24 protein-coding genes are annotated in these 22,513 nt (G+C 71.7%); 8 read left to right on the top strand and 16 right to left on the bottom strand.

The features are described from left to right. The first annotated feature begins 100 nt into the window (after window positions 1-100). Window positions 101-955: a hypothetical protein gene (locus tag IE140_RS17810; protein WP_150196770.1), complete on the top strand. Its 855-nt coding sequence runs from the start codon at window positions 101-103 to the stop codon at window positions 953-955. Between the two features lie 74 nt (window positions 956-1,029). Here the strand turns inward: IE140_RS17810 and IE140_RS17815 are convergent, their stop codons facing one another. Continuing rightward, a complete protein-coding gene (locus IE140_RS17815) occupies window positions 1,030-2,478 on the bottom strand; it encodes a hypothetical protein (RefSeq protein ID WP_150196771.1) in 1,449 nt (482 codons plus the stop codon). Between the two features lie 212 nt (window positions 2,479-2,690). On the opposite strand from IE140_RS17815, the gene IE140_RS17820 reads away from it, so the two are divergent. Continuing rightward, window positions 2,691-4,328 (top strand): penicillin-binding transpeptidase domain-containing protein, encoded by a 1,638-nt coding sequence (locus tag IE140_RS17820; RefSeq protein ID WP_150196772.1) that lies wholly within the window; start codon window positions 2,691-2,693, stop codon window positions 4,326-4,328. Window positions 4,329-4,407: 79 nt separating this feature from the next. On the opposite strand, the gene IE140_RS17825 is transcribed toward IE140_RS17820, so the two are convergent. Then, window positions 4,408-4,980 (bottom strand): 3'-5' exonuclease, encoded by a 573-nt coding sequence (locus tag IE140_RS17825; RefSeq protein ID WP_093436227.1) that lies wholly within the window; start codon window positions 4,978-4,980, stop codon window positions 4,408-4,410. A 160-nt stretch (window positions 4,981-5,140) separates the two neighbouring features. On the opposite strand from IE140_RS17825, the gene IE140_RS17830 reads away from it, so the two are divergent. Continuing rightward, entirely contained in the window at window positions 5,141-5,650 is a 510-nt protein-coding gene (locus IE140_RS17830) for a YbaK/EbsC family protein (RefSeq protein WP_088575552.1), read from the top strand. Continuing rightward, the gene (locus IE140_RS17835; RefSeq protein WP_150196773.1) at window positions 5,647-6,498 is read left to right on the top strand and encodes an EamA family transporter; all 852 of its coding nucleotides are present in this window, start codon (window positions 5,647-5,649) and stop codon (window positions 6,496-6,498) included. Before IE140_RS17830 ends, IE140_RS17835 begins: the two co-directional genes overlap by 4 nt. A 54-nt stretch (window positions 6,499-6,552) precedes the next feature. Here IE140_RS17835 and IE140_RS17840 read toward each other — a convergent pair whose 3' ends face one another. The 5 genes from IE140_RS17840 to IE140_RS17860 all read right to left on the bottom strand — a co-directional run bounded on the left by IE140_RS17840 (window position 6,553) and on the right by IE140_RS17860 (window position 11,124). Beyond that, window positions 6,553-8,094 carry an alanine/glycine:cation symporter family protein gene (locus tag IE140_RS17840; RefSeq protein ID WP_150196774.1) on the bottom strand — a complete coding sequence of 514 codons (1,542 nt, stop codon included), beginning with the start codon at window positions 8,092-8,094 and terminating at the stop codon, window positions 6,553-6,555. Window positions 8,095-8,556: 462 nt separating this feature from the next. Beyond that, window positions 8,557-9,612 (bottom strand): PucR family transcriptional regulator, encoded by a 1,056-nt coding sequence (locus IE140_RS17845; RefSeq protein ID WP_150196779.1) that lies wholly within the window; start codon window positions 9,610-9,612, stop codon window positions 8,557-8,559. 201 nt (window positions 9,613-9,813) lie between these two features. Then, a complete protein-coding gene (locus IE140_RS17850; RefSeq protein WP_150196775.1) occupies window positions 9,814-10,023 on the bottom strand; it encodes a DUF397 domain-containing protein in 210 nt (69 codons plus the stop codon). A gap of 16 nt (window positions 10,024-10,039) precedes the next feature. Continuing rightward, window positions 10,040-10,249, bottom strand: a complete 210-nt coding sequence (locus IE140_RS17855; protein WP_150196776.1) for a DUF397 domain-containing protein — start codon at window positions 10,247-10,249, stop codon at window positions 10,040-10,042. Then, a complete protein-coding gene (locus IE140_RS17860; protein ID WP_150196777.1) occupies window positions 10,246-11,124 on the bottom strand; it encodes a helix-turn-helix domain-containing protein in 879 nt (292 codons plus the stop codon). Before IE140_RS17860 ends, IE140_RS17855 begins: the two co-directional genes overlap by 4 nt. Window positions 11,125-11,289: 165 nt before the next feature. Here IE140_RS17860 and IE140_RS17865 point away from each other — a divergent pair, with 165 nt between their 5' ends. Further along, window positions 11,290-11,724: an ATP-binding protein gene (locus tag IE140_RS17865; RefSeq protein ID WP_150196778.1), complete on the top strand. Its 435-nt coding sequence runs from the start codon at window positions 11,290-11,292 to the stop codon at window positions 11,722-11,724. A gap of 405 nt (window positions 11,725-12,129) precedes the next feature. Then, on the top strand, window positions 12,130-13,176 hold the full coding sequence (locus IE140_RS17870) for a hypothetical protein (RefSeq protein ID WP_150193354.1): 1,047 nt from the start codon (window positions 12,130-12,132) through the stop codon (window positions 13,174-13,176). 17 nt (window positions 13,177-13,193) lie between these two features. Here IE140_RS17870 and IE140_RS17875 read toward each other — a convergent pair whose 3' ends face one another. Next, window positions 13,194-14,108, bottom strand: a complete 915-nt coding sequence (locus IE140_RS17875) for an aminoglycoside phosphotransferase family protein (RefSeq protein ID WP_150193358.1) — start codon at window positions 14,106-14,108, stop codon at window positions 13,194-13,196. 14 nt (window positions 14,109-14,122) lie between these two features. Continuing rightward, on the bottom strand, window positions 14,123-14,686 hold the full coding sequence (locus tag IE140_RS17880; protein ID WP_150193353.1) for a GNAT family N-acetyltransferase: 564 nt from the start codon (window positions 14,684-14,686) through the stop codon (window positions 14,123-14,125). Window positions 14,687-14,811: 125 nt separating this feature from the next. On the opposite strand from IE140_RS17880, the gene IE140_RS17885 reads away from it, so the two are divergent. Then, window positions 14,812-15,258: a GNAT family N-acetyltransferase gene (locus tag IE140_RS17885; RefSeq protein WP_150193352.1), complete on the top strand. Its 447-nt coding sequence runs from the start codon at window positions 14,812-14,814 to the stop codon at window positions 15,256-15,258. Here the strand turns inward: IE140_RS17885 and IE140_RS17890 are convergent. The 6 genes from IE140_RS17890 to IE140_RS17915 all read right to left on the bottom strand — a co-directional run bounded on the left by IE140_RS17890 (window position 15,242) and on the right by IE140_RS17915 (window position 20,624). Continuing rightward, the gene (locus IE140_RS17890; protein WP_150193351.1) at window positions 15,242-15,730 is read right to left on the bottom strand and encodes a GNAT family N-acetyltransferase; all 489 of its coding nucleotides are present in this window, start codon (window positions 15,728-15,730) and stop codon (window positions 15,242-15,244) included. The genes IE140_RS17885 and IE140_RS17890 overlap by 17 nt on opposite strands. 154 nt (window positions 15,731-15,884) lie before the next feature. Further along, a complete protein-coding gene (locus tag IE140_RS17895) occupies window positions 15,885-16,679 on the bottom strand; it encodes an SDR family NAD(P)-dependent oxidoreductase (protein ID WP_150193350.1) in 795 nt (264 codons plus the stop codon). After that, window positions 16,676-17,839, bottom strand: a complete 1,164-nt coding sequence (locus IE140_RS17900; protein WP_150193357.1) for a serine hydrolase domain-containing protein — start codon at window positions 17,837-17,839, stop codon at window positions 16,676-16,678. Before IE140_RS17900 ends, IE140_RS17895 begins: the two co-directional genes overlap by 4 nt. 166 nt (window positions 17,840-18,005) lie before the next feature. Next, the gene (locus IE140_RS17905) at window positions 18,006-18,806 is read right to left on the bottom strand and encodes an energy-coupling factor ABC transporter ATP-binding protein (protein WP_150193349.1); all 801 of its coding nucleotides are present in this window, start codon (window positions 18,804-18,806) and stop codon (window positions 18,006-18,008) included. Next, a complete protein-coding gene (gene cbiQ, locus IE140_RS17910; RefSeq protein WP_150193348.1) occupies window positions 18,794-19,555 on the bottom strand; it encodes a cobalt ECF transporter T component CbiQ in 762 nt (253 codons plus the stop codon). The genes IE140_RS17905 and cbiQ overlap by 13 nt, the downstream gene beginning before the upstream one ends. Before the next feature lies 1 nt (window position 19,556). Next, complete coding sequence (locus IE140_RS17915; RefSeq protein WP_093436281.1) at window positions 19,557-20,624, bottom strand: energy-coupling factor ABC transporter permease; 1,068 nt, start codon at window positions 20,622-20,624, stop codon at window positions 19,557-19,559. Between the two features lie 234 nt (window positions 20,625-20,858). Here IE140_RS17915 and IE140_RS17920 point away from each other — a divergent pair, with 234 nt between their 5' ends. Next, on the top strand, window positions 20,859-21,308 hold the full coding sequence (locus IE140_RS17920) for an SsgA family sporulation/cell division regulator (protein ID WP_150193347.1): 450 nt from the start codon (window positions 20,859-20,861) through the stop codon (window positions 21,306-21,308). Window positions 21,309-21,354: 46 nt separating this feature from the next. On the opposite strand, the gene IE140_RS17925 is transcribed toward IE140_RS17920, so the two are convergent. Next, window positions 21,355-22,503, bottom strand: a complete 1,149-nt coding sequence (locus IE140_RS17925) for a DUF711 family protein (protein WP_167533438.1) — start codon at window positions 22,501-22,503, stop codon at window positions 21,355-21,357. Window positions 22,504-22,513: the final 10 nt, after the last annotated feature.

Raw genomic sequence — 22,513 nt, forward strand, 5'->3', positions numbered from 1 at the left:
CGTTCTGGTGTACGAGCAGACTAGTTCGGATGGACGGACTGTCGGAGGCCTCGCGTAGGTTGAGCGCCGTCGCAGTCGAACGGAAGGAACGGGGAACACGGTGAAGGCGTACGACCTGGGGTTCGGAGAGTCCGCGGGCGCGCTGTCGGTCCATCCCGGCAGGAGCATCGAGATCGATCTGCCCGGGGCCCGCGTCGCCGGGTGGTGCGGCGGTCGTGCGCCCGGGATCGGGACGGCCTCCTGGCCCCGGAGCCCCGCCACGGGGCTGCCGATGATCCATGTCATCACCCTCGAACTGCCGGAGGACTACCGGCGCAAGGGCGATGACCTGGTGGCCGTCTCCTTCTTCCAGGCCGACGACCACGTCGCCGACGCCATCGAGGGCGTCGACGAACTGCTGGCGGGCACCGCGCCCACCCCGGAGCAGGCCGCCGACCCGTTCCTCGCCGCGGTGGCCGCGACGGCTGCGGCCCGCCACCCCCGGCAGGAGGACCTGGAGGACATGATCGGCGGCGCGCACGCGCTGATCCGGCTCACCGCCGAGGAGTTCGCCGCACCCCGCATCGACCCCCCGGCCGACATCCGTCCGGACGGCCTCGGCGACAAGTACAGCCGCGGCCAGAACGCCTGGGACGACAGCGCCCCCGAGATCACGGTCTGGATCGGCGAGCGCACCGGCGACCCGAACACCGGCCTCGCCCCGACGGAGGACGGCGAGGACGGCGAGGACGGCTACGTGGATGCCTGGTCCTCGGACGACGAGGATCTCGAAGCGTTCTGGTCGTCCGTCGAGGGCGTCTCCCACCTCGGCGGGACGGTGATGCCCTGCCAGGGGCTTCCGGCGGGGCTGACCCCGTACGTCTTCGAGCTGGAGGACGGCGTCGGCGGGGTCAACTTCGGCGGCGGCAACGCGCAGATCGACCTGGAGTCGGGCGTCTTCGACTGGGCGCAGTAGCGGGGCCGAGGGGGCTGAGAGGCACAGCCCGCCCGGGCTGTGCCTCCCCCGCTGCCGCCGCACTACATCCCGGCTCAGTCGCCCCCGCAGCCGCCGCAGCTCGAACCGCAGCTGCCACCGCAGCCTCCACCGCTGCTGTACCTGCCGCTGCCGTCGCTCCCGCTCGACCGGGTCGACGAAGAGCGCGGTGGGTTCCTGCGGCGCTCCTCAGCCTCGCGCTTCGCCCGCTCGCTCGCCGCCCGCTCCCGCGCCGCCTCGTCCCGGGCCTTGCGGAGCCGTTCGCGCTGGCGGGTGGCGCCGTCCACCGGTTCCCAGACGCCCAACCCGTGGTGGCGGTCCGGCCGGAGGGGGGCCGTGGTCACCGCCGCGTACATCCGGCCCATCTCCTGGTAGCGGTGATATTCGGCGCAGGCGTATTCGAGAACGACCTCGTCGCCCTCGATCGGCGTGCCGTACAGGATCGCCTCGAAGGGCTCCCGCCGCGGGTCGATGTCGTGGTGCCCGTTCCCCTCCGCGTACACCGACCCGCTGCCCAGGAGCCGCGTCCTGGTGCGGGTGTCGCGCCTCCGGGGTACGTACGCGATCAGCGGGGGCGCCGAGGGCGTACGGGCGTCCGCGCACACCCAGTGGCGTCCGTCGGCCCCGGCGCGTACGCCCACGATCAGGGCCGGCTGGTCCTCCTCGTGGAGTCGCCGCGCCGCCCGGTAGGCGAGCTGGCCCCAGCCGGCGAAGGCCGTACCGGCCACCAGAAGCACCAGGCAGACGCGCTGCTGCCCGATGGCGTCGTACGCGACACCGCCCGAGGTCAGGTCCTCGACCAGGCCGTCGGTCAGGATCGCGAGGCCGCTCAGGCAGAGCGCCAGCCCGAGGTAGACCTGACCGTGGCCGCGGTGGCCGTCCGACTCCGGGACGCCCCCGGGCAGCGGGAAGCGGCGTTTCCCGGCCGCGGCGAGAGCCAGCGCCCGCTGCCGTCGGCGGGCCCGCAGCCGCAGGCCGCCTCCGGTGACCGCTAAGGCGCAGACGGCGAGGACGACCAGGTACCCGGCCGTCGCCGGGCGGTCGATGCCGCCGGTCCGGGCCGCCGGCAGGGAAGCCTCCACCGCGACGAACAGCGCCGCCGGGAAGACCGCGACCGGAACGTACCGGTACCAGAGCGGCAGGGCGGTCAGCAGGACCACGCCCGGATACCTCAGCCAGTCCGTCCCGCCCCCGAGCCCGTCGCGCCAGGCCCCGGACGCGGACGAGAGCCCGAAGAGGAGGACGTACGCCGTCGCCACCAGGGCCGCCAGGATCCAGCCGCCCAGGACCGGGGCGAGGACGGCCGGGACCCCCGCCTTGCGCCACTTGTCCGCGTCGGCCACGGACCAGGCGGTGACGGAACCCCCGGTCACGGACCGGCTGGTGCTGCCGTCGCCGCCCACCGACCAGACCGGGACGCCCGCTTCGGGCAGGGTCCCGGGCGGCAGGTACTTGATGTGGTCCACCGCCTGCGGCCGATCGCGGTGCGCTCTCCACGTGAACATCCCGTACGCCCCCCGACGTCCGCTCCCCCGTGCGTCCCCGGCCAGTCTTCCCGCAACCGCCCCGGCCCACACAGACCACGCCGGAGAGCGCTTTCCAGCCAAGCATTCCGGTCCGGTAACAACCCCCTCACCGCCCGCGACAACCGCTTAGGGTTCCTCACAGTTGCCCCTTGAACATGTTCAGGGGGCCTCCTGGGGAGGGGGACTGCGAGATGCGCAGTGGAGCGAAGGTCGCCGTCGTGGGCGGTGCGTTCGTGCTGGTGGCCGGCGGGATCGGTTACGGGGCGTACAGCATGCTCGGGGACACGGGCGACGGGGGCGGCGGTACGCAGAGCGCGTCCCAGTCGTCGAAGGTGAAAACGGGGCCGCCGAGCGCGGAGGAGATAGCCGAGACGTCGAAGGGCTTCTTCGACGCGTGGGCGGCCGGGGACGCGTCGGCGGCGGCCGTCCTGACCAACAACGAGGCGGGCGCGGAGCCGGTGCTCGCCTCGTACGGCGAGGACGCCCACATCGGCAAGATCAAGATCACCCCGGGCCCGGCCGTCGGCACGAAGGTCCCGTACACGGTCAAGGCCACCGTCGCGTACGAGGGGAAGTCGAAGCCCATCTCCTACGCCTCGGAACTGACGGTCGTCCGCGGCCTCACGACGGGCAAGGCCCTCGTCGACTGGGAACCGACGGTCGTACACCCGCAGTTGACTGAGGGCGCGACGCTGAAGACGGGCGAGTCCTCGACCCCGGCGATCGAAGCAGTCGACCGCAACGGCACGGTGCTGACGAAGGAGAAGTACCCCTCGCTCGGGCCGATCCTGGACACCCTGCGCCAGAAGTACGGGGAGAACTCGGGTGGTTCGGCCGGCATCGAGACCTGGATCGAGCCCGCCGACGCGTCCCAGCCGGACGTCAACCTGCTGACCCTGTCCAAGGGCAAGCCCGGCAAGGTCCAGACGACGCTGGACGCGAACGCGCAGGCGGCGGCCGAGCGGGCGGTGAAGAAGTTCTCGGAGGCGTCGGTGGTCGCGGTGAAGCCGTCGACGGGGGCGATCCGCGCGGTGGCCAACAACCCGGTGACCGAGTTCAACGTGGCGCTCCAGGGCAAGCAGGCGCCCGGCTCGACGCTGAAGATCATGACGGCGGCGATGCTGCTGGAGAAGGGGCTCGTCACGGCGAACGGGGCGGCGGAGTGCCCCAAGGACGCGATGTACCAAAGCCGTTCCTTCCACAACCTGAAACACTTCGCGCTGCCGGACGGCTCCACCTTCACCCAGAGCTTCGCCAAGTCCTGCAACACCGCCTTCATCAAGCTCATCGACGACACGAAGGACGACGCCGCCCTCCCCAAGATCGCCCGGGATGTCTTCGGGATCGGCCTGAACTGGCAGACCGGTGTGGTCACCACGGACGGCAGCGTGCCGGAGGAGGTGGGCGGCGAGGCGGCCGCCCAGTACATCGGGCAGGGCACGGTCCAGATGAACGTCCTCAACATGGCGTCCATCACCGCGACGGCCCGCACCGGCACCTTCCGGCAGCCGATCATCGTCCCCCAGTCCCTGGACAACCGGGAGTTGGCGACGGCGTCGCGTTCGCTGTCGCCGTCCGTCACGCAGCAGCTCACGACGATGATGCGTGCCACGGCCGCCTGGGGCACGGGCGCGAAGGCCATGGCGGGCGTCGGCGGCGACAAGGGCGCGAAGACCGGTTCGGCGGAGGTCGGCGGGCAGTCCACCTCGAACAGCTGGTTCACCGGCTTCAGCAACGACCTCGCGGCAGCGGCGGTCGTCCAGTCCGGCGGCCACGGCGGCGACGCTGCGGGCCCGGTCGTGGCGGAGGTGCTGAAGGCGGGCGGCTGAGGCCGGGCCGAAAGCCGGACCGAAGGCCGGGCCGAAAGCCGGGCCGACGCGCCAGGTGTCCTCCGGCAGGCGGAGGGCCCTACCCCGTCGCCCAGTCCCCCCGCCCCACCAGATCCAGCACCAGGGCGGCGATGTTCCACGCGTCGTCGTCGCCCCGGTGGTGGCGGCCCTCCAGCGGGAGGCCGGCCGTCTCCAGGGCCTGGGCCATGCCGGGGCGGCGGCGCAGCCCGTACGAAGCGGTGAAGGCGATCTTGGCGTTCGTGTGGCGCTGCCCGAAGGGGTACGCCGTGCCCGTCGCCCGGCACTGGCGGGTGAACTGGTTACGGTCGTAGTCGCCCCAACTCGCCCACGGCAGCAACCCCGTACGGTGCTCGGCCGCCAGCACCCGGCAGGCCTCGGCGAACGGCAGGCCGGCGTCCACCTCCGCCTGCGTCAGCCCGGTCAGCTCCGTGCAGAACGGGCTGACCTTCGAGCGTGCGGGCCGGACCAGCAGCCGGTGCTTGGCGAGCCGTTCGCCCGCGCGCAGGTCGACCACCGTGAGACCGATCTCGATGATCTCGCTCACCTGGCCGGGCGGCGGCTGCCCCTCCCAGCAGGTCGCCTCGACGTCGACCACGTTCAGCAGGTACGCGTCCCGCTCCCCCATGTCCATGGGGCGAGCGTAGAAGCGCCGCCGACCCGGGGCATCCGGGTTTCGCGTCCCCACCCCCCCCCAGCGGGTCGCGGCACGCTGCGAGCTCGCGACCGGCCCGGTCGGCCCACGCTCCGGAACCCCCTCGCGTGCATCGTGCACGGACCGCTAGCGTGCAGCCATGAGCACACCCGAACCCGCAGAAACCGCACACGTCTCCCCCGCCCACCCCCGGTTCGCGGAGGCGCTGGCCGAGCTGGGTCTCCAGGTCGAGGTACGCCGCTTTCCCGACGCGACCAGGACCGCCGCCGAGGCCGCGGCGGCGGTCGGCTGCGAGCTGAGCGAGATCGTCAAGTCGCTGGTCTTCACGGCGGACGGTGTGCCGGTCCTGGTCCTGATGGACGGGTCGTCGCGGGTGGACGTCGAGCTGGTACGCCGCGAACTCGGCGCGCAGAAGGTGGCGCGGGCGAACGCGGACCTGGTCAGGGAGACGACCGGGTACGCCATCGGCGGCGTACCCCCCTTCGGCCACGCCACGAAGACCCGCGTCCTGGCCGACCGGCGCCTCCTGGACCACGCGGTGGTGTGGGCGGCGGCGGGCACCCCGCACACGGTGTTCCCGCTCGACCCGAAAACGCTGATCGCCCACGCGGGCGCGACTGTCGCGGATGTGCGCGAGCCCGCCAAGTGACCCCGCTGGTCGCCCTCGCGGTCCTCGTGGCCGCGGTCACGCACGCCAGTTGGAACGCCATCGCCCACGCGATCAAGGACCAGTTGGTCTCCTTCACGCTGATCTCCGGCGGCGGCCTGCTGATCGGCGCGGCGATGGCCCTGTTCGCCCCGTTCCCGGCGGCGGCCGCCTGGCCGTACCTCCTGGTCTCGGCCGCGCTGCACGTGGCGTACATGATGCTGCTGATGCGCTCGTTCACGCTGGGCGACTTCGGCCAGATGTACCCCATCGCCCGGGGCACGGCCCCGCTGGTGGTGACGGTCCTGGCCGCGGTGTTCGTCGGCGAGCGCCCGGACGCCTGGGCCACGACGGGCGTGGCGGTGGCCTCGGCAGGACTGGTCGGCCTGGCGCTGTGGGGCATCCGGGGTTCCGGGAAGCGCCCGCACTGGCCGGCGATCGTGGCGGCCCTCGGCACGGGCCTGGCGATCGCCGGGTACACGACGGTGGACGGCGTGGGGGTACGGGCCTCCGGCACACCGCTCGGTTACGTCGCGTGGCTGATGATCCTGGAGGGCCTGGCGATCCCGGCGTACGCGTACTACCGCCGCCGCACCGAACTGGCGGCCCAGCTCCGCCCGTTCGTGGTACGGGGCCTGCTCGGCGCGGCCCTGTCGGTGGTCGCGTACGGCCTGGTGCTCTGGGCCCAGACGAGGGCCCCGCTCGCCCCGATCGCGGCGCTGCGCGAGTCGTCGATCATCGTGGGCGCGGCGATCGGCACGCTGTTCTTCAAGGAGCGCTTCGGGGCTCCGAGGATCGCGGCGGCGGGGCTGATGGTGGTGGGCATCGGGCTGATGCTGCATACGAGCTGATGCCCCCCGCTCCTCCGTACGGGCAGGGGCGAGGGGCATCGGGGGCCGTTCGGATCAGACGGTCGCCTTCGTCGTCTCGTCGTCGGCGTCTCCGCCGGTTTCGTCGGAGCCGCCCGCCTTCCGGACCCGCACGTATTCAAGGAAGCTGTTCAGCTCGCGCTTGACGACGGGGGCGAGGAGGTACAGGCCGATGATGTTGACGACTGCGAGGGTGAAGAGCACCGCGTCGGCCAGGCTGATGAGGGTTTCCAGCGTGAGCAGGGACCCGGCGACGACGAACAGCGTGTAGAGGCTCTTGTAGACGGTCTCGCTGGTGCGGCTGCGCCCGAAGAGGTGCGTCCAGGCCTTGAGGCCGTAGTAGCCCCAGGTGAGCACCGTGGAGATCGCGAAGAGCATCACCGCGACGGTGAGGATGTACGGGAACCAGGGCAGCACGGTCTCGAACGCGTCCGAGGTGATCGTCACGCCGCCGATGGACTCACCGTCACGGGCCTCGCCCCAGCTGGCGGGGTTGGCGATGACGATGGTCAGCGCGGTCATGGTGCAGATGATGACCGTGTCGATGAACGGCTCCAGCAGGGCGACCAGGCCCTCGCTGGCGGGGTGCTTGGTCTTGACCGCGGAGTGGGCGATCGGAGCGGAGCCGATACCGGCCTCGTTGGAGAACGCGGCGCGCTGGAAGCCGATGATCAGTGCGCCGAGGATGCCGCCCGCGACGCCTTCGGGGTTGAAGGCGCCCTCGATGATGGTGCCGATCGCGGCGGGCACGGCGGTGACGTTGACCAGGATGACGACGAGGCAGGCGACGATGTAGATGCCCGCCATCGCGGGAACCAGACGGCTGGTGACCGAGGCGATGGAGCGGATGCCGCCGAGCAGGACGATGCCGACGAGCGCGGCGATCAGGATGCCGAAGAAGAGAGCGCCGCCGGAGGAGCCCATCGCACCGTCCTCGCCGCCGGTGACGGAGACGAGCTGGGCGTAGGACTGGTTGACCTGGAAGAGGTTGCCGCCGAAGAGCCCGAAGAACAGGATCATGATCGAGGCGAGGACGGCGAGGACCTTGCCGAGGCTCTTGCCGTTCTTCCCGAAGCGTTCGGCGAGCCCCTTGGGCAGGTAGTGCATCGGTCCGCCGGAGACCGTGCCGTCGGCGTGGACCTCGCGGTACTTCACACCGAGGGTGACCTCGACGAACTTGGTCGCCATGCCGAGCAGACCGCAGACGATCATCCAGAACGTGGCTCCGGCGCCACCGATGGAGACGGCCACGGCCACACCCGCGATGTTGCCGAGGCCGACCGTGCCGGAGACGGCGGCGGTCAGCGCCTGGAAGTGGTTGACCTCGCCCGCCGAGTCCTTGTCGTCGTACTTGCCGCGCACCACGTCCACGGCGAGCCGGAACTTGCGCACCTGGACGAAGCCGAACCAGCCGGTGAAGACGAGGCCGGCCAGCGCCAGCCAGGTGACGATGAGCGGCACATCCGCGCCGGCGATGTTGACGGAGTAGAAGACGATCCCGCCGAGCCAGTCGGCTATGGGCTCGAAGAATCCGCTGACGGATTCATCGATGTTCTCGGTGATGGAGTCGAGTGACACGTTGGCTACCTCGATGGCGCTGGAGCGGCGGACTTGGGGGTGCCTTCGCCGGTCGGCGTGCGATGGGGGGATGGGCGAACGACGCTGTCCGAATGGCGACCCGCCGTAACCGCATGGGCGGACGACGTCGGTGATCGCTCTGATCTGCTGCCGGTTGGGGCCGGCACTCCACTGCGGCGGACGTTCCGCCCGCGAAGTTGGGCATTTGTACCACGCCGTTTACCCATCCTTTAGTGACCTGGATCACATTCTGCGAGATTGCGAGTGAAGATGCTGGGCAGGTGACGTCATCGTTATGCGGATTCCTGGATACGTTTATCGGACACCTATTTACGAGGCCGAGCGCCCTGGAACAGCCCGTGGCGACGTCGCCCGGCGGGCGGCGCCCGCGGTGCGCCTCAGTGACCGAGCCCAGCGCAGAGCTCCTCCACTGGGGCATGAGCGGACACTTCTCGCCGTCGTCTAAGCCTTGTGTGCGGGCCAGCCGAGAATCCGGGCCCCGATGACAGCGGTCTGCAGGGCGTAGCGGCGCCGGGGGTCGGCAGGGTCGGACCCGGTGAGCTGGTGGATGCGTTCGAGGCGGTACGTGAGCGCCCGGACGCTCAAGGAGAGGCGCCGGGCGGCCTGGGTGGTGACACAACCGGAGTCGAAGTAGGCCGCGAGGGTCTCCAGATGCGGTTCCGGGCCTCCCCGGGCCTTCAGGAGCGGCCCCAGAGTGGTCCGGACGAGGTCCGCCATGGCCTGCCGGTCCCGCGTCAGCACCGGGTAGACGAGCAGGTCCGCGGCGTACAGCACCGGGTCCTCCAGGTCGAGACGGCCCGCCAGCTCCAGGGCCCGCAGAGCTTCCTCGTACGAGTGGACGACCCCACCGGCACCCGGGTGCGGCCGTCCGATCGCGGCCCGTCCGCCGTCGGTCGCGGCATGGGCCTGTTTGGCGAAGTACGTGAGGACCTGGCGCTGATCCCCGGGGGCGATACAGATCAGCCGGCCGTCCTTGGTGGTGAGCAGGATGCTGCGCTCCCCGAAACGACCGGTCACAGCCCGTTCGACGAGTCGGGGCACGGCGTCGCCCTCGGCGTACGGAACGGGACCTTCGGCCACAGCGACGGCGTGAGCGTGGGAGAACCGCAGCCCAAGCCGCTCGGCGCGTTCGGCCAGAAGCCCCGGTTCGCCGCTGCCGTACAGCAGGTCGTCGATGAACTCCCGGCGGGCCGCCTCCTGCCTCCGGACGGCGAGCTGCTCGGCGCGCTCATAGCCCTCGCAGAGTGCTTCGACGGCTCGTTGGGCGGCGGCGAGCACGCGGTCGGAACCCGCCGTCCCGGCGGGCCAGGCGGCCCGGGTCCGGGACAGGTGGTGCACGACCAGGGCCCGCAGGGTCGTGCCGCCGATCGCGGCCTCTTCCCCGAAGGACCGGAGCTCTTCCAACTCGCCCCCGTCGAGGTCCCTGCCCGTTGCCGCGACCGCGTCCAGCAGTGCTTCGAATCCGGGGCAGGTCCGTGCGCCCTCGGGCGGCTTCACCGGCGACCGAGAGGCCACGTACTCCTGGAGGACAGTGGGCTTGGGCGTCCGGCTCTCTGGCGCAGGTTCTCTTCCACGGCGGGCGGCCTTCCGAAGTCTCGGCAAGCGGAGGAACGGCTGTCCCTCCGACGCCGACCAGACTTCCCGGCACACCAGCGCTCATGGAGACGCGTTGCCCGCATCCTACTGGCGGGCGGTCGTTCAGCGCCTTGCTGCGTACGCGACGAAGCCGGCCCAGGCGGCGGGTGTGAGGGCGAGGCGGGGGCCGTGGAGGTTCTTGGAGTCGCGTACGTGGACGGCGTCGGGGGCGGTCGCGACCTCGACGCACTCGTTGCTGTTGCTGCTGTCGCTGTAGCTGCTCTTGAACCAGCGAAGCTCGGACGCGTTCCGGGCAGCGATCTTCTGGGTCACGTCACTCCCGATGAAGTCAGTGGGCTGCGGCGTACGCGACAAAGCCCGACCACGCGGCAGGCGTGACAGCAAGGCGAGGGCCGTGCGTGTTCTTGGAGTCGCGTACGTGGACGGCGTCGAGGGCAGTCGCGACCTCGACGCACTCACTGCCGTTACTGCTGTCGCTGTAACTGCTCTTGAACCAGTGCAGTTCGGAGGCGTTTCCAGCGAGCGGCTTGCCCATCATGTCTCTCCCAGCACGTGCTCGATGAAGGCCGTCGACTCCCGAGGGGTGAGGGCCTGGGCCCGGATCATGCCACACCGCAGATCAAGGATTCGGACCTGCTTCGGATCCGAGACCGGCCGCCCGCCGAACGCCCCCTCGGACCGTCCTACCGCCGAGCCGTCCTTGAACTTCAGCACCTGGATCTCCCCATCGATTCCTGCATGCTCCTCCAGGCCCATCGGCATCACCTGAAGCGTGACGTTGCGCAACTCGCCGACGAACAAGAGGTGTTCCAGCTGGCGGCGTAACACCATCTTGCCTCCGAGCGGACGGCGTAGCACCACCTCTTCCAAGACGAATCCGAGTGTCGGGGCAGGCGACCGCTCGAAGATGGCCTGCCGAGCCATACGCGCGGCTACTCCGCGTTCGATCTCCTCCTGCGGGTAAGCAGGCTGGCGCATCGAGAACAGCGCTCGCGCGTACTCAGTCGTCTGCAACAGGCCGTGGACACTGCTGCTGCCGTATGCCAGCACCTCCACGGCGGCGGCCTCCAGCTTCGCCAGCTCCCGGATCTTCTTCGGATACCGGACCTCCGCGATATCCGGTTTCATCGCCGCAAGCTTGCCGCCCGCCCCCACCGCCACGTCCACCGCATCCATGAACTCCGGGCGCGGAATGCGGCTCCCACCCTCGACCTTGTAGATCAGGTCCTCGCCATACCCCAGCATCGACCCCAGCTCACCGGCCCGCAGGCCCGCCGCCTCGCGCCACGTCTTGATCTGGCGGCCCACCGCTGCGACGACCGCCGCGCCCGATTCATCGTTCGGGTCGACCTCCCAACCGGGCTCGTCCACGGCCTCGTTGCCGCGCTCCGTACCGTCATCGACCATGCTCATGCGAGCCCCCGCTTCCGACGTGCGTGCCGTTCCCACCTCAACCGCTTCCGTTTCCCGCACGTCACCGCCGACAGCCCGGACAACACCGGACAAGCCCCGGACAGTGACCGTACGCAACGACTGCATCACTGGGAAAGGTACGCCGGGGCGGCCACGCTGAGTGACATGAACCAGGAAGTCACCCGCACCCAACACACGCCCACCGACCGCGCGTTCACCGTGCTGCTCTCCCCCACCCGGCGAGGAGCCCGGCTCGCCCGGCTGCTGACCACCGCCCACCTCGGCGCGTGGGGGCTCCCGTCGGAGTCGGCCGCCCACATCGTCGCCGAACTGGCGGCCAACGCCACCGTCCACGGCCGCGTGAAGGGCCGGGACTTCCAACTCGGCCTCATCGTCCAGGGCAACACCCTGCGGATCGAGGTCACGGACACGCGCGGTGACAGCGTCCCGCCCGGCCGCGGAAGCGTGAAGCCGCCCGGGGACGACGCGGAAACCGGGCGCGGCCTGCTCATCGTCGAGGCGCTGGCGGACCACTGGGGCATCACCCCCGGGCCGGTCCCGCGCAAGACGGTGTGGGCGGAGATCGGCCTCGTACGGTAGCCGCCCTCACCGGGTCGCACTGCCGCACGATCCGGTACTGCCCCGCAAGACCCCCGGAAGCCCCGGGAAACCACTCAAAAGCCCCACGGAAGCCCTCACCGGATCGTGCGGCAGCGCGACCCACGGCGGCGCGACATCAACTACCTAAGAACCAAGAGAAAGAACCCAACCCCACCCAACCCGCCCCGGCGGCCACCCGACGGGTCCCAGGGGTGCCGGGGCGGGTCCGGCAGCCTCCGCGGGCTTCGTCACTCACACGGGTGACATTTCCCAACTCAGCTCGCTTTTGGGCAGGTTGCCCGGCATATGCTCACGCCAGACCACATCCCACACATACGTCGGCCCCCGACCGGGAGTGCAATCCCAACCGAGGGCCTGGCCACCTAGGAAGACAACACCTTCCCGATGGATACCCAGCAGAATACTGCCCTCGCCCGCGCCCTGGCGGAGGTTCCCGGACCTCTCCCCACCCGTGGCGTCATCCACGTCACCATCCCCCACACCGAGCGCTTCACGATCGTCGGCAACCATCTCGCCCAGCACCCCGACCTCAGCTGCACCGCCGTCGGGATCGCCGTACGCATCCAGTCCCTGCCGCAAGGCACCGAAGTCGGCATCAAGGCGCTCGCCGCCCGCTGCAAGGAAGGCGAGAAGCGCATCGCCGCCGCCCTCCGCGAGCTCGAAGTCCACGGCTACCTGCAACGCATCCGGGACCGGCTGCACGGCAAGAAGGTCATCACCCGCACCGTCTTCTGCAACCAGCCCACGGCGCTGCTGCACCCCCGGCCCCGCCCGGCAGCGGAGGCCCGCCCGCAACCCGCCGCGTCGGCAGCCGTACCCGTACGCATGCCTGCCGGGGTGCACGTACCCGCGCCCGGACCTGTACGTGTCCCCGTACCCGCGCCCGTACCAACGGCTGCGCCGCCACCCCCACCGGAGGAGGTACCGGTGGCCCCGCCCGCGCCCTCAGCCCCGCTCTTCGAACGGCGCGTACCGCCCCCGACCGCACCCAAGGCACCTCGCCGGCCCCTCCCCCAGCCCGGCGAACTCACCCCGGAGCTCGACCGCGCGGCCACCACGTTCCTCAGCGATCTGCACCGGCACGCGCCCCAGTTCACCCTCTCCGAGGACGACGTCCGCCGACTGGTTCCCGGGGTGGCGGCCTGGCTCGAACGCGCAGCCCGTCCGGACGCCATCCGCCGCGCCCTCACCGACGACCCGCCCCAGCCTCTCAGGCATCCGGCCAAACTCCTCGCCCACCGGCTCACCGAACTGCTCCCGCCGGCACCTCCCGGCGTCGACGACCTCGCCGCGCTCGCCGCTCGCCCCCGGGTCGTCGTCACGCCCTTCCAGACCTGCGACGACTGCGACCGCGCCTTCCGTTCCCCGACGCCCGGCCACTGCCGCGACTGCCGCGAGACCCGCGCCGCATACGTGCAGGCCGCCGCCTGACCGGTCGGGAGCCGAGGTCACCGGCTGCGAAGGGCCTCCGCCATCGCGACGGCGGACGAGGCAAGCCGCCTCTCGCCGTCCTCGATGTCCCAGAGGGCGTTCTGCAGCAGCCGCCCCCGTGTCCAGTCGGCGGCCCGTGCGCGGTCCAGGCCGAGGGTGTCCGTCAGCAGGTCGAACCGGCGTCGCACCACGCGCAGGGGCTCGCCCTTCGCGGCGATGTCGTCCCACCGGCTGTCCAGAGCGGGCCACAGGTCGAACCCCGGATCGCCGGCGAGCGGCTCGGGGTCGATGGCGAGCCACGGCTCACGCTGCGCGGCGAGGACGTTGTCGTAGTGGAGATCCCAGTGCAGCAGCCGGTCTCCGGGGTCGTCGACGAGTTCGGCGACGGCCGAGGCCCAGCCTCGCAGCAGGCCCCGGTCGGCCGGGTCGGTCAACCGAGCGACCGCCTGCGGGACCTCCTCCAGCATCGCCGCGGCGACGTCACCGAGGCCGGGCAGTCCCTGCGGCGCGGGGACCGCGACCAGCCGCGCGTGCAGCCCGGCGAGGATGCCCATCGCCGCGTCGTCATCGTCGATCGAGGCCAGGGTACGGGCTCCGTCCAGCCGTTCCAGGAGCATGCTGCTGCTCGCGGGGTCGTGGTGGAGGAGCTGGACCATTCCCTCGCCGTCCCAGGTGCGGAGTCCGATCAGCGCGGCGGCGGTCTCCTCCCGGGGCAGCTGGAGTCGGAGCACCACGCGTGTGCCGTCGTGGCGCAGGACCGGCAGCACCAAGGAGGCCTGGCCGGACCGGACCGCGCCGTCCCGCCGCAGCTGCCAGCGTTCCAGCATGTCCGCAGCGAGAGAGGGCAGTTCGGCGATCCAGGCTCGCCCCTCCTCGCCGAAGCCCGTGGCGTACGACTCCACCAGGCCGTGCGGGACCTCGTCGGCGGCCAACGCGTCGGGCGCGGTCACCGGCTCTCGGCCGTGGCGTCCCAGTCGCGGCGGAGCAGGCCGAAGACCCAGGAGTCGGATACGTCGCCGTTGACGATGCAGTCCTCGCGGAGCGTGCCTTCACGGACGAAGCCGAGCTTCTCCAGGACCCGGGCGGACCCCACGTTACGGGTGTCGGTCTCGGCCTGGACGCGGTTGAGGTCCAGGGTGTCGTACGCCCACCGCAGGACGGCCCGCGCGGTCTCCGTGCCGTAGCCGTTGCCCCACGTGGCGGCGTCGAAGACGTAACACAGAGACGCACTGCGGAAGTCCGGGTTCCAGTCGAACAGAGCGCACCAGCCGATGAACGAGCCGTCGGAGACGCGTTCGACGGCCAGCCGCGCCCCCGAGCCCTCCTCCTCGATCCTCCGGCAGGTCGCGAGGAAGGTCTGGAAACGGGCCGGATCTGTCCACGGCGGAGAGTCCCAGTAACGCAGCACGTGGGCGTCGCTCTGGAGCGCGTGGAGCGGTGCCGCGTCGGCGTCCGTGAACGGCCGCAGACGCAGGCGCTCGGTCGTCAACTCAGGGGTGGGCAAGGTCATGCGGGCATCCTGCCGCGCGATGCCCGCCCCCGCCATCGGTTTGTCCGGTGGCGCCGGGCAGGACAGACGTCCGGCCCACCCGCATCAACGGCTGGAATTCCGTGCCGCGACTAGCATCCGGTCCCATGACCACCACGACCAGCGGCCCGCCCGGCGAAGACCCGTACGAGATCGACACCGACCCGGACCGCATCGACATCGGCCTCGTGCACCACTGGCTCTCCACCGACGCCTTCTGGGCGCTCGGCCGCAGCCGGGATCTCGTCGAGCGGTCGATGCGCGGGTCGCTCAACTTCGGTGTGTACGACGGCGAGGGGGCGCAGGTCGCCTACGCCCGGGTCGTCACGGACCATGCCACCTTCGCCTGGCTCTGCGACGTCTACGTGGACCCCGCGCACCGGGGCCGGGGCCTCGGCGTACGGCTGGCGACCGCCGTCCGCGACCACCTCGCCCCGTACGAACTCAAGCGGACCCTGCTGTCCACCCTCGATGCCCACGAGCTGTACGCCAAGGTCGGGTTCGTCCCCGTGCCAGACCCGAAGATGTTGATGATCCTCAGCCCGACGACGTAGAACGCGTTCCCCACTCCGCCACGATCTCCCCGTCCTCCTCCACCCCCGTGGGCCGGAACCCGAGCGCGGTGTACAGGTGCGCGGCCGCCTCGTTCTCCGGGGCGTACGAGAGGCGTACGGCGGTGCCGTCCTCGCGGGCCGACAGCCAGTCCGCCAGGGTGTGCACGGCTGCGCGGCCGATGCCCGTGCCCTGGTGGGCGGCGTCGATCAGCATGCCGCCGATCCAGTGCGAACCGTCGTCGTCCCGGCCCCACATGATGTGGCCGGTCACCTCGTCGCCCGCGAGGACCGCCAGGGAGTTCCAGGTGTCCTCGCGGCTGCTGAGGACGAGGTAGCGGGCGGCCAGGGCGGGGACCCAGTCGCGCTGGTCGTCGCGGGGTGCGCTGTCGGCGACCGCCCGCCAGTTGTCCGCGTCCACCTCGTGGAGGGTGACGGGGCGGCCGGTTCTGTCGGTGTGTCCGTGGTTGATCATCCGCGCAGGGTAGGCCGCCTGGACCATGCGTGACCAGGGGGTTTACGGGTGCGTCGGCGCCTGCGGAACGTATCGACGGCGCGCCGCCGCCCGCCGGTCCGCTCCCGCGCCACCGCCTGCCGGTCTGCTCGCGCGCCGCCGCCCGCCCGCCGGTCTACTCCTGAGCCATCGCCTGCCGGAACCCCGTGTTCACCGCGACGATCCCGCCGTCCACGCGCAGCGTCGTCCCCGTGATCCACGACGCGTCGGACGAGGCGAGGAAGGCGACGGCGGACGCGATGTCCTCGGGGGTGCCGATACGGCCCAGCGGGTAGAGGGCCGCCGCCCGGGCCAACTCCGCGTCCCGGCCCGCCCAGGCGTTGGTGCGGATCGTGCCGGGGGCGACCAGGTTGACCCGGACGCCGCGCGGGCCCGCGTGGCCCGCCAGCGTACGGGTCAGGCTGACCAGGCCCGCCTTCGCGGCGCTGTACGCGTGGCCGCCGAAGTCCTGTTCGCCGTTGACCGAGCCGATGGTGACGATCGCGCCCCGGCCCGAGGCGACCAGGTGCGGCAGGGCGGCGCGGGCGCAGCGGAACGGGCCGGACAGGGTGATGTCCAGGTCGCGTTCCCACTGCTCGTCCGGCTCGTCCTCGAAGAGCTCGGCGTCCTCGCTCGCCGCGTACGCGTTGTTGACCAGGACGTCGAGCCGGCCGAAGGTCTTGACGGCGTACGCCACCGCCGCGTCCACCGCCGTACGGTCGGCCACGTCGCAGGCGAGGGACGCGGCGGTGCCGCCCGCCTCGCGTATCGCCGCCGCCGTGTCGGACGCGCGCTGCGCGTCCAGGTCCGTGACGAGGACCGAGGCCCCTTCCGCCGCCAGGCGGTGGGCGGTTGCCGCGCCGATGCCCTGGCCGGCGGCGGTGATCAGGATGCTGTGGCCGGCGAAGCGGGCAGGTGTCACAGGTGTCATAGCGCCGACCGTACTGCCCTGACCAGGGCTTGGGCACGGGGGTCGGCGGTGACTCCTTTCTGGAGGCCGTTGGTGACGTAGCCGAGCGCGATGCCGGACTCGGGGTCGGCGAAGCCGAGGGAGCCGCCGCGGCCCGGGTGGCCGAAGGAGCCGGGGCCGAGCAGCGGGGCGGCCGGGCCGTGCAGCATGTAGCCCAGGCCGAACCGGGTGTTGACGACCAGGACCCGGTCCGGGCCCGCCGACTCCTCCGTACGGGCCAGGGTGAGTGTCGCGGGGGCGAACAGGCGGCGGTGGCCGTCGACCGGGCCGATCATCGCGGCGTAGCAGCGGGCCAGGCCCCGGGCGGTCGCGATGCCGCCGGACGCGGGGAGTTCGGCAGCGCGGTAGGCCGGGTCGTTCTCGTCGGGGAACGGGTCGATCGCGCCGAACGCCCGCCGGGTCAGCGACTCCGGGTCGCGGTAGGCCTCGACGACGGAGCGTTTGGGGCGTACGCGCAGGGCGCCCGACGCGGCGGCGGCCGGGGGCTCCACGGGGCCGATGCGGCCGATGCGGTGGGCCTCGTCGGCGGGGAGCCCGAACCAGAAGTCGAGGCCGAGCGGGCGGGCGATCTCCTCGGCGATCCAGCGGCCGATGGTGCGGCCCGTGGCGCGGCGGACCAGTTCGCCGATCAGCCAGCTGTAGGTCTGGGCGTGGTAGCCGTGGTCGGTGCCGGGCTCCCACTGCGGGCGCTGCGCCACCACGGCCGCCGGGCCGGAGACCCCGTCGGCGGCCTCGGCGGGGGTGAGGGTGCGGTCCAGGACCGGGACGCCGGCCCGGTGGGCGAGCAGGTCGCGGACGAGGACGCGTTCCTTGCCGTTCGCCGTGAACTCCGGCCAGTACGTGGAGACCGGGGCGTCCAGGTCCACCTGCCCGCGCTGGTGGAGGAGGAGCGGGACGGCGGCGGCGATCCCCTTGCCCGCCGAGCGGACGACCTGGACGGTGTCGACGGCCCACGGTTCGGTGCCGTCGACGTCTCTCGTACCGGCCCAGAGGTCGACGACCTTGCGTCCGTGGCGGTAGACGGCGACGGCCGCGCCGCGCTCGCCGCGCTGCTCAAAGTTGCGGACGAAGGCGTCCGCGACCGGTTCGTACCCGGGGGACACCGTGCCCCGGACGTCCACGGCCCTGCCCTCGGTCACGGTCCCGGCTGCCCCCGTACCGGATTCCGCTTCCGCGCCCGTACCCGTCGTGCTCACTCCCGCGCTCCCGCTCATCCCCCCATGGTGCACGTCCCGTCGGGGTGTTCGGGGAGCGGGTCTCCGTGACCACCGGGCTGTCACCATCTGTTTACGGTGGCGGAACGTCGACGGCTCCCGGATCGAAGCCGAACGGCAGCTCCAGCCGGTGGGAACGCATCAGCTCCTCGTCCCGCAGGAGGTCCTGCGTACGGTCGTCGGCGGCAATGACGCCCTCGCTGAGGATGACCGCGCGCGGGCAGAGCTCCAGGGCGTACGGCAGGTCGTGGGTGACCATCAGCACCGTGATGTCCAAGGACCGCAGGATATCGGCCAGTTCGCGGCGGGAGGCCGGGTCCAGGTTGGACGAGGGTTCGTCCAGGACGAGGATCTCCGGGTCCATCGCGAGGACGGTGGCCACGGCGACCCGGCGGCGCTGCCCGAAGGAGAGGTGGTGCGGCGGACGGGCCGCGTACTCCTCCATGCCGACCTGCTTCAACGCCCGCAGGACACGGTCCTCCAACTCCGGTCCGCGCAGTCCGGCGGAGGCGGGCCCGAAGGCGACGTCCTCGCGGACCGTGGGCATGAACAGCTGGTCGTCCGGGTCCTGGAACACGATGCCGACCCGGCGGCGAATCTCGGCCAGATTCCGCTTCGCCACCGGGAGCCCCGCGACCCGGACCGTGCCGGAGCCGGCCTCCAGGATGCCGTTGAGGTGCAGGACGAGCGTGGTCTTGCCCGCGCCGTTGGGGCCGAGGAGCGCGACGCGTTCGCCGCGCCCCACGGTCAGGTTCACCCCGAAGAGGGCCTGGTGACCGTCGGGGTAGGCGTAGGCGAGGCCGCTGACTTCGAGCGACGGGGCGGTCGGCGGGGTGTCCGAGGCGTCTTCCACAGAAGCAGTCACAGGGTCCATCCCAGCAGACAGACCGCGAGCGCGAGGCCGGGCAGCGTCGCCGCGTACGCCCATTGCCTCCGGTCCGCCGTCACCTCGTCGATCACCGGCATCGTGCCCGCGTACCCCCGGCTCACCATAGCCAGGTGGACGCGTTCGCCACGTTCGTAGGAGCGGATGAACAGGGCGCCGGCCGAGGCGGCGAGCACCCGCCACTGCCGTACCCCGCGCGCCTCGAAGCCCCGGGAGCGGCGGGCGATCGCCATGCGCCGCATCTCGTCGGTGACGACGTCCCCGTACCGGATCATGAACGAGGCGATCTGCACGAGCAGCGGCGGCAGCCTCAGGCGCTGGAGGCCGAGCAGGACGGCGCGCAGTTCGGTGGTGGAGGCCAGGAGCACCGAGGCGGCGACGCCGAGGGTGGCCTTGGCCAGCACGTTCCACGCGCCCCAGAGGCCGGGGACGCTGACGGAGACGCCGAGGACACTCGTCTGCTCGCCCGGCACCACGAACGGCATGAGCAGGGCGAACGCGACGAACGGCACCTCGACGACGAGCCGTTTCAGCAGGAAGCCGGCCGGGATCCGGGCCACGACGGCGACGGCCGCCAGCAGGGCCGCGTACAGCCCGAAGGCCCACATCGCCTCGCGCGGGGTGCAGACGACCACGAGGACGAAGCAGAAGACGGCGACGATTTTGCAGTGCGGGGGCAGCCCGTGGACCGGCGAGTGTCCGTGCCGGTAGAGCTTGTGGGCGTGGCCCGCACCCATGTCAGGCGTTCTCGTGATCGCGGTCGCGGGGCGCGTCGCCGGGCTCTTCCCTACGCCGGCGGATCACCCAGAACACCCCGGTGCCCACGACGACGGTGGCGCTGACGCCGATCACCCCGGCGAGGCCGCCGGAGAGCCGGGCGTTCGCGATGTCGCCGACGCCGTAGTCGGCGAGCGGGGAGTCGGCAGCGCCGTGCTCCTCCACCTTCTCGTCGATGCCCTGGTCGGCGGCGACCCGCTCCAGGCCGTCGGGGTTGGCGGAGGCGTAGAAGGAGACGACCCCGGCGAGGAGGAAGGCCGAGACGAGCCCGGTGATCCAGAACCCTCGGGTGGACCGGCGCGCGGGTGCGGGCTCGGGGTCGCGGGTGGCGGCGGGCGCGTCGACCAGTTCGCCGTCGATGCGGAGCTTGAGCGGGGCGGCCAGGGAGCCCTGGACGCCGTGGACGAGGTCGGGGCGTACGGCAAGGACGGCGCCGACCGTCAGGGCCGTGATGATCGCTTCGCCGATACCGATCAGGACGTGGACGCCGACCATGGCCGTGAAGACCTTGCCGATCGGGATGTCCGTGGTGCCGCCGATCCAGTAGAGCAGCGTGAAGGCGGCGGCCGACGCGGGTACGGAGACGAGCGCGGCGACGAACGCCGAGGCGGTCGCGGACCTGCGGGTGCGCGGCAGGAGGCCGGTGAGCAGGCGGAACACCGCGTACGCGACGACGACGGTGACCACGCCCATGACGGTGATGTTCACGCCGAGCGCGGTGAGGCCGCCGTCCGCGAAGAAGATGCCCTGGAGCAGCAGCACCACGGACAGGCAGAGCACGGCTGTATACGGCCCGACAAGGATCGCGGCGAGTGCCCCTCCCATCAGGTGGCCGCTGGTACCGGCGGCCACCGGGAAGTTGAGCATCTGCACGGCGAAGATGAACGCGGCCACCAGTCCGGCGAGCGGGGCGGTGCGCTCGTCCAGTTCGCGGCGCGCGCCGCGCAGGCTGACGGCGACCGCGCCGGCCGCGAACACCCCGGCGGCGACGGAGACAGGTGCGTCGATGAATCCATCGGGTACATGCATGACAGAGACTCCGCTCTCTGCGGTTCCGCACGGTGTCCGCGTCCGCTCGGGCACGGATCTGCGGGCGGGGTCATGAACCCATCAATATTAGTGCTCTCCTGCGAACCATGCGCAAGAGCGGTGGGCCAGCAGCTGAGATGTACCCACGGTCACGGTGGGTACGCGCTCGCCGCGCCAGTTCCGCAAAATATGGGACATTAGAGGGCAGAGCGAGCATTAAGGAGGAGCCGGCCTATGTCCCCTGTGATCGAAGAACACGCACGCGCCCGGCTCATCACCGATGGCCCTCTCACCCGTCCGGTCCCGGTCGACCTGCGCTACGACCCGGCCGACGAGCGGCGCACCGTCCACATAGGACTGCCCGACGGCACCGACTGGGCGTTCGGCCGCGACCTCCTGGAACGCGGTCTGCGCACGCCGATCGAGCGCGGCGCCGTCCGCGTCTGGCCCTGCGGCCGTACGCAGCTGATCGTGGAGCTGCATTCGACGGACGGGGTCGAGGTGTTCCAGTTCGAGATCCGGACGCTGATCCGCTTCCTCGCCCGGACCCGTCATACGCAGACACCGGGGGCGTCACCGGACACGGGCGGCGAACCGCGGCCGCCGTCCCGCACGACCCGCCCCGACAAGAGCGAGAAGCAGGGCGGCCGGCCGGAGCGGGGCGCCCAGCCGGCCCACGGCTGAGAGGACGGCATCGCAGGCCCCGCGCAGCGCGGGGCCTGCGATGCCGCTAAGCGGTGGGGTAGTCGATGTTGATGATCTGCTCCGCTCGAAACTCCGTACGGCGCGGATCGGCACCCGGAGGCGCGAGCATCAACCGGGCGGACAGCGGCTTCGTCCAGCGTGCCGACAGCGCCGCCATATCGGCGATCATGGCGACGATCTCGTGTTCCCGGGTCGACGCGGGCAAGGGGATGGTGTCCATCCCGGCGCCGCAGACCGATGAGTACGCGAGCACCGATTCGCTGTCGATACGGCCCTGCTGCCAGGCCAGTGCGAGCACCTTGTCCTCCAGGACCGGAAGCATCAGGCCCGCGTACCCGACCGTGGGCAGACCGACCGAGCGGATGCCCGCCGTGACCGCCGCGCAGGCTGCCACGGTCCCGGGGGAGCCGAAGCGGATACCGCCGACGGTCTCCAGGAACTCCCCGATACTGGCGTCCGGAGCGCAGGCCGGGGACGGGTCGAAGCCGTGGAACAGCAGGCCGTGGCGCTCGCAGGCAGGCCGCAGCAGGTCGTCGAGGGGGTCGAGCTGATCGTGCAGCCAGCTCCTGGTCAGGGTCGTCGCCTCGGTGAGGTCGACCGCCGCCGCCTCGCGGGCGCGGGCGAGCAGCGGGCCCGCCGACTGGAGCCCCAGGCTCACCCCCGCGTCGCCCCCGTCGCTGTACGAGCCGGGGAACAACGGAGCGTTGGCACCCAGATGGGCGACTGCCGCGAACCGGAAGTTCGCCTCCGCGTCGCGGCTCGCCAGCTCGCGGACCACGGCCCCGCTGAAGGCCACGGCGGCATGGTCGACCTCGGCGCCGTCGGCGACGAGGACGGCGAGGAACAGGGACGGGTGCGCGACCAGCACGTCCGCGACGCCCGCGGGCTCCAGCTCCACCAGTGCGGAAGGCCGCAGGACGCCCAGCGAGGCGCTGCCCACGCCCGCCCGCCGGCACCCCTCGACGAGACGGGCGGCTCGCGCGTGGAGCTGGTCATGGCTGAGCGGCCGGCCGAGGGCCGGGCTGGACAGGCGCACCGTCTGCACCTCGTACCCGGCATCGGTGATCTCGTCACTGATCGCCCGTACCTTCTCGCCGTACCGGCCGATGCCCGCGGTGTCGGGCTGTCCCCCCTGGAACACCTCGTCGGGGAGGCAGAGAGTCACGGCGCGCACCGGGGAAGCG

It is taken from the genome of Streptomyces parvus (assembly GCF_014648875.1).
Taxonomy (GTDB): Bacteria; Actinomycetota; Actinomycetes; order Streptomycetales; family Streptomycetaceae; genus Streptomyces; species Streptomyces parvus.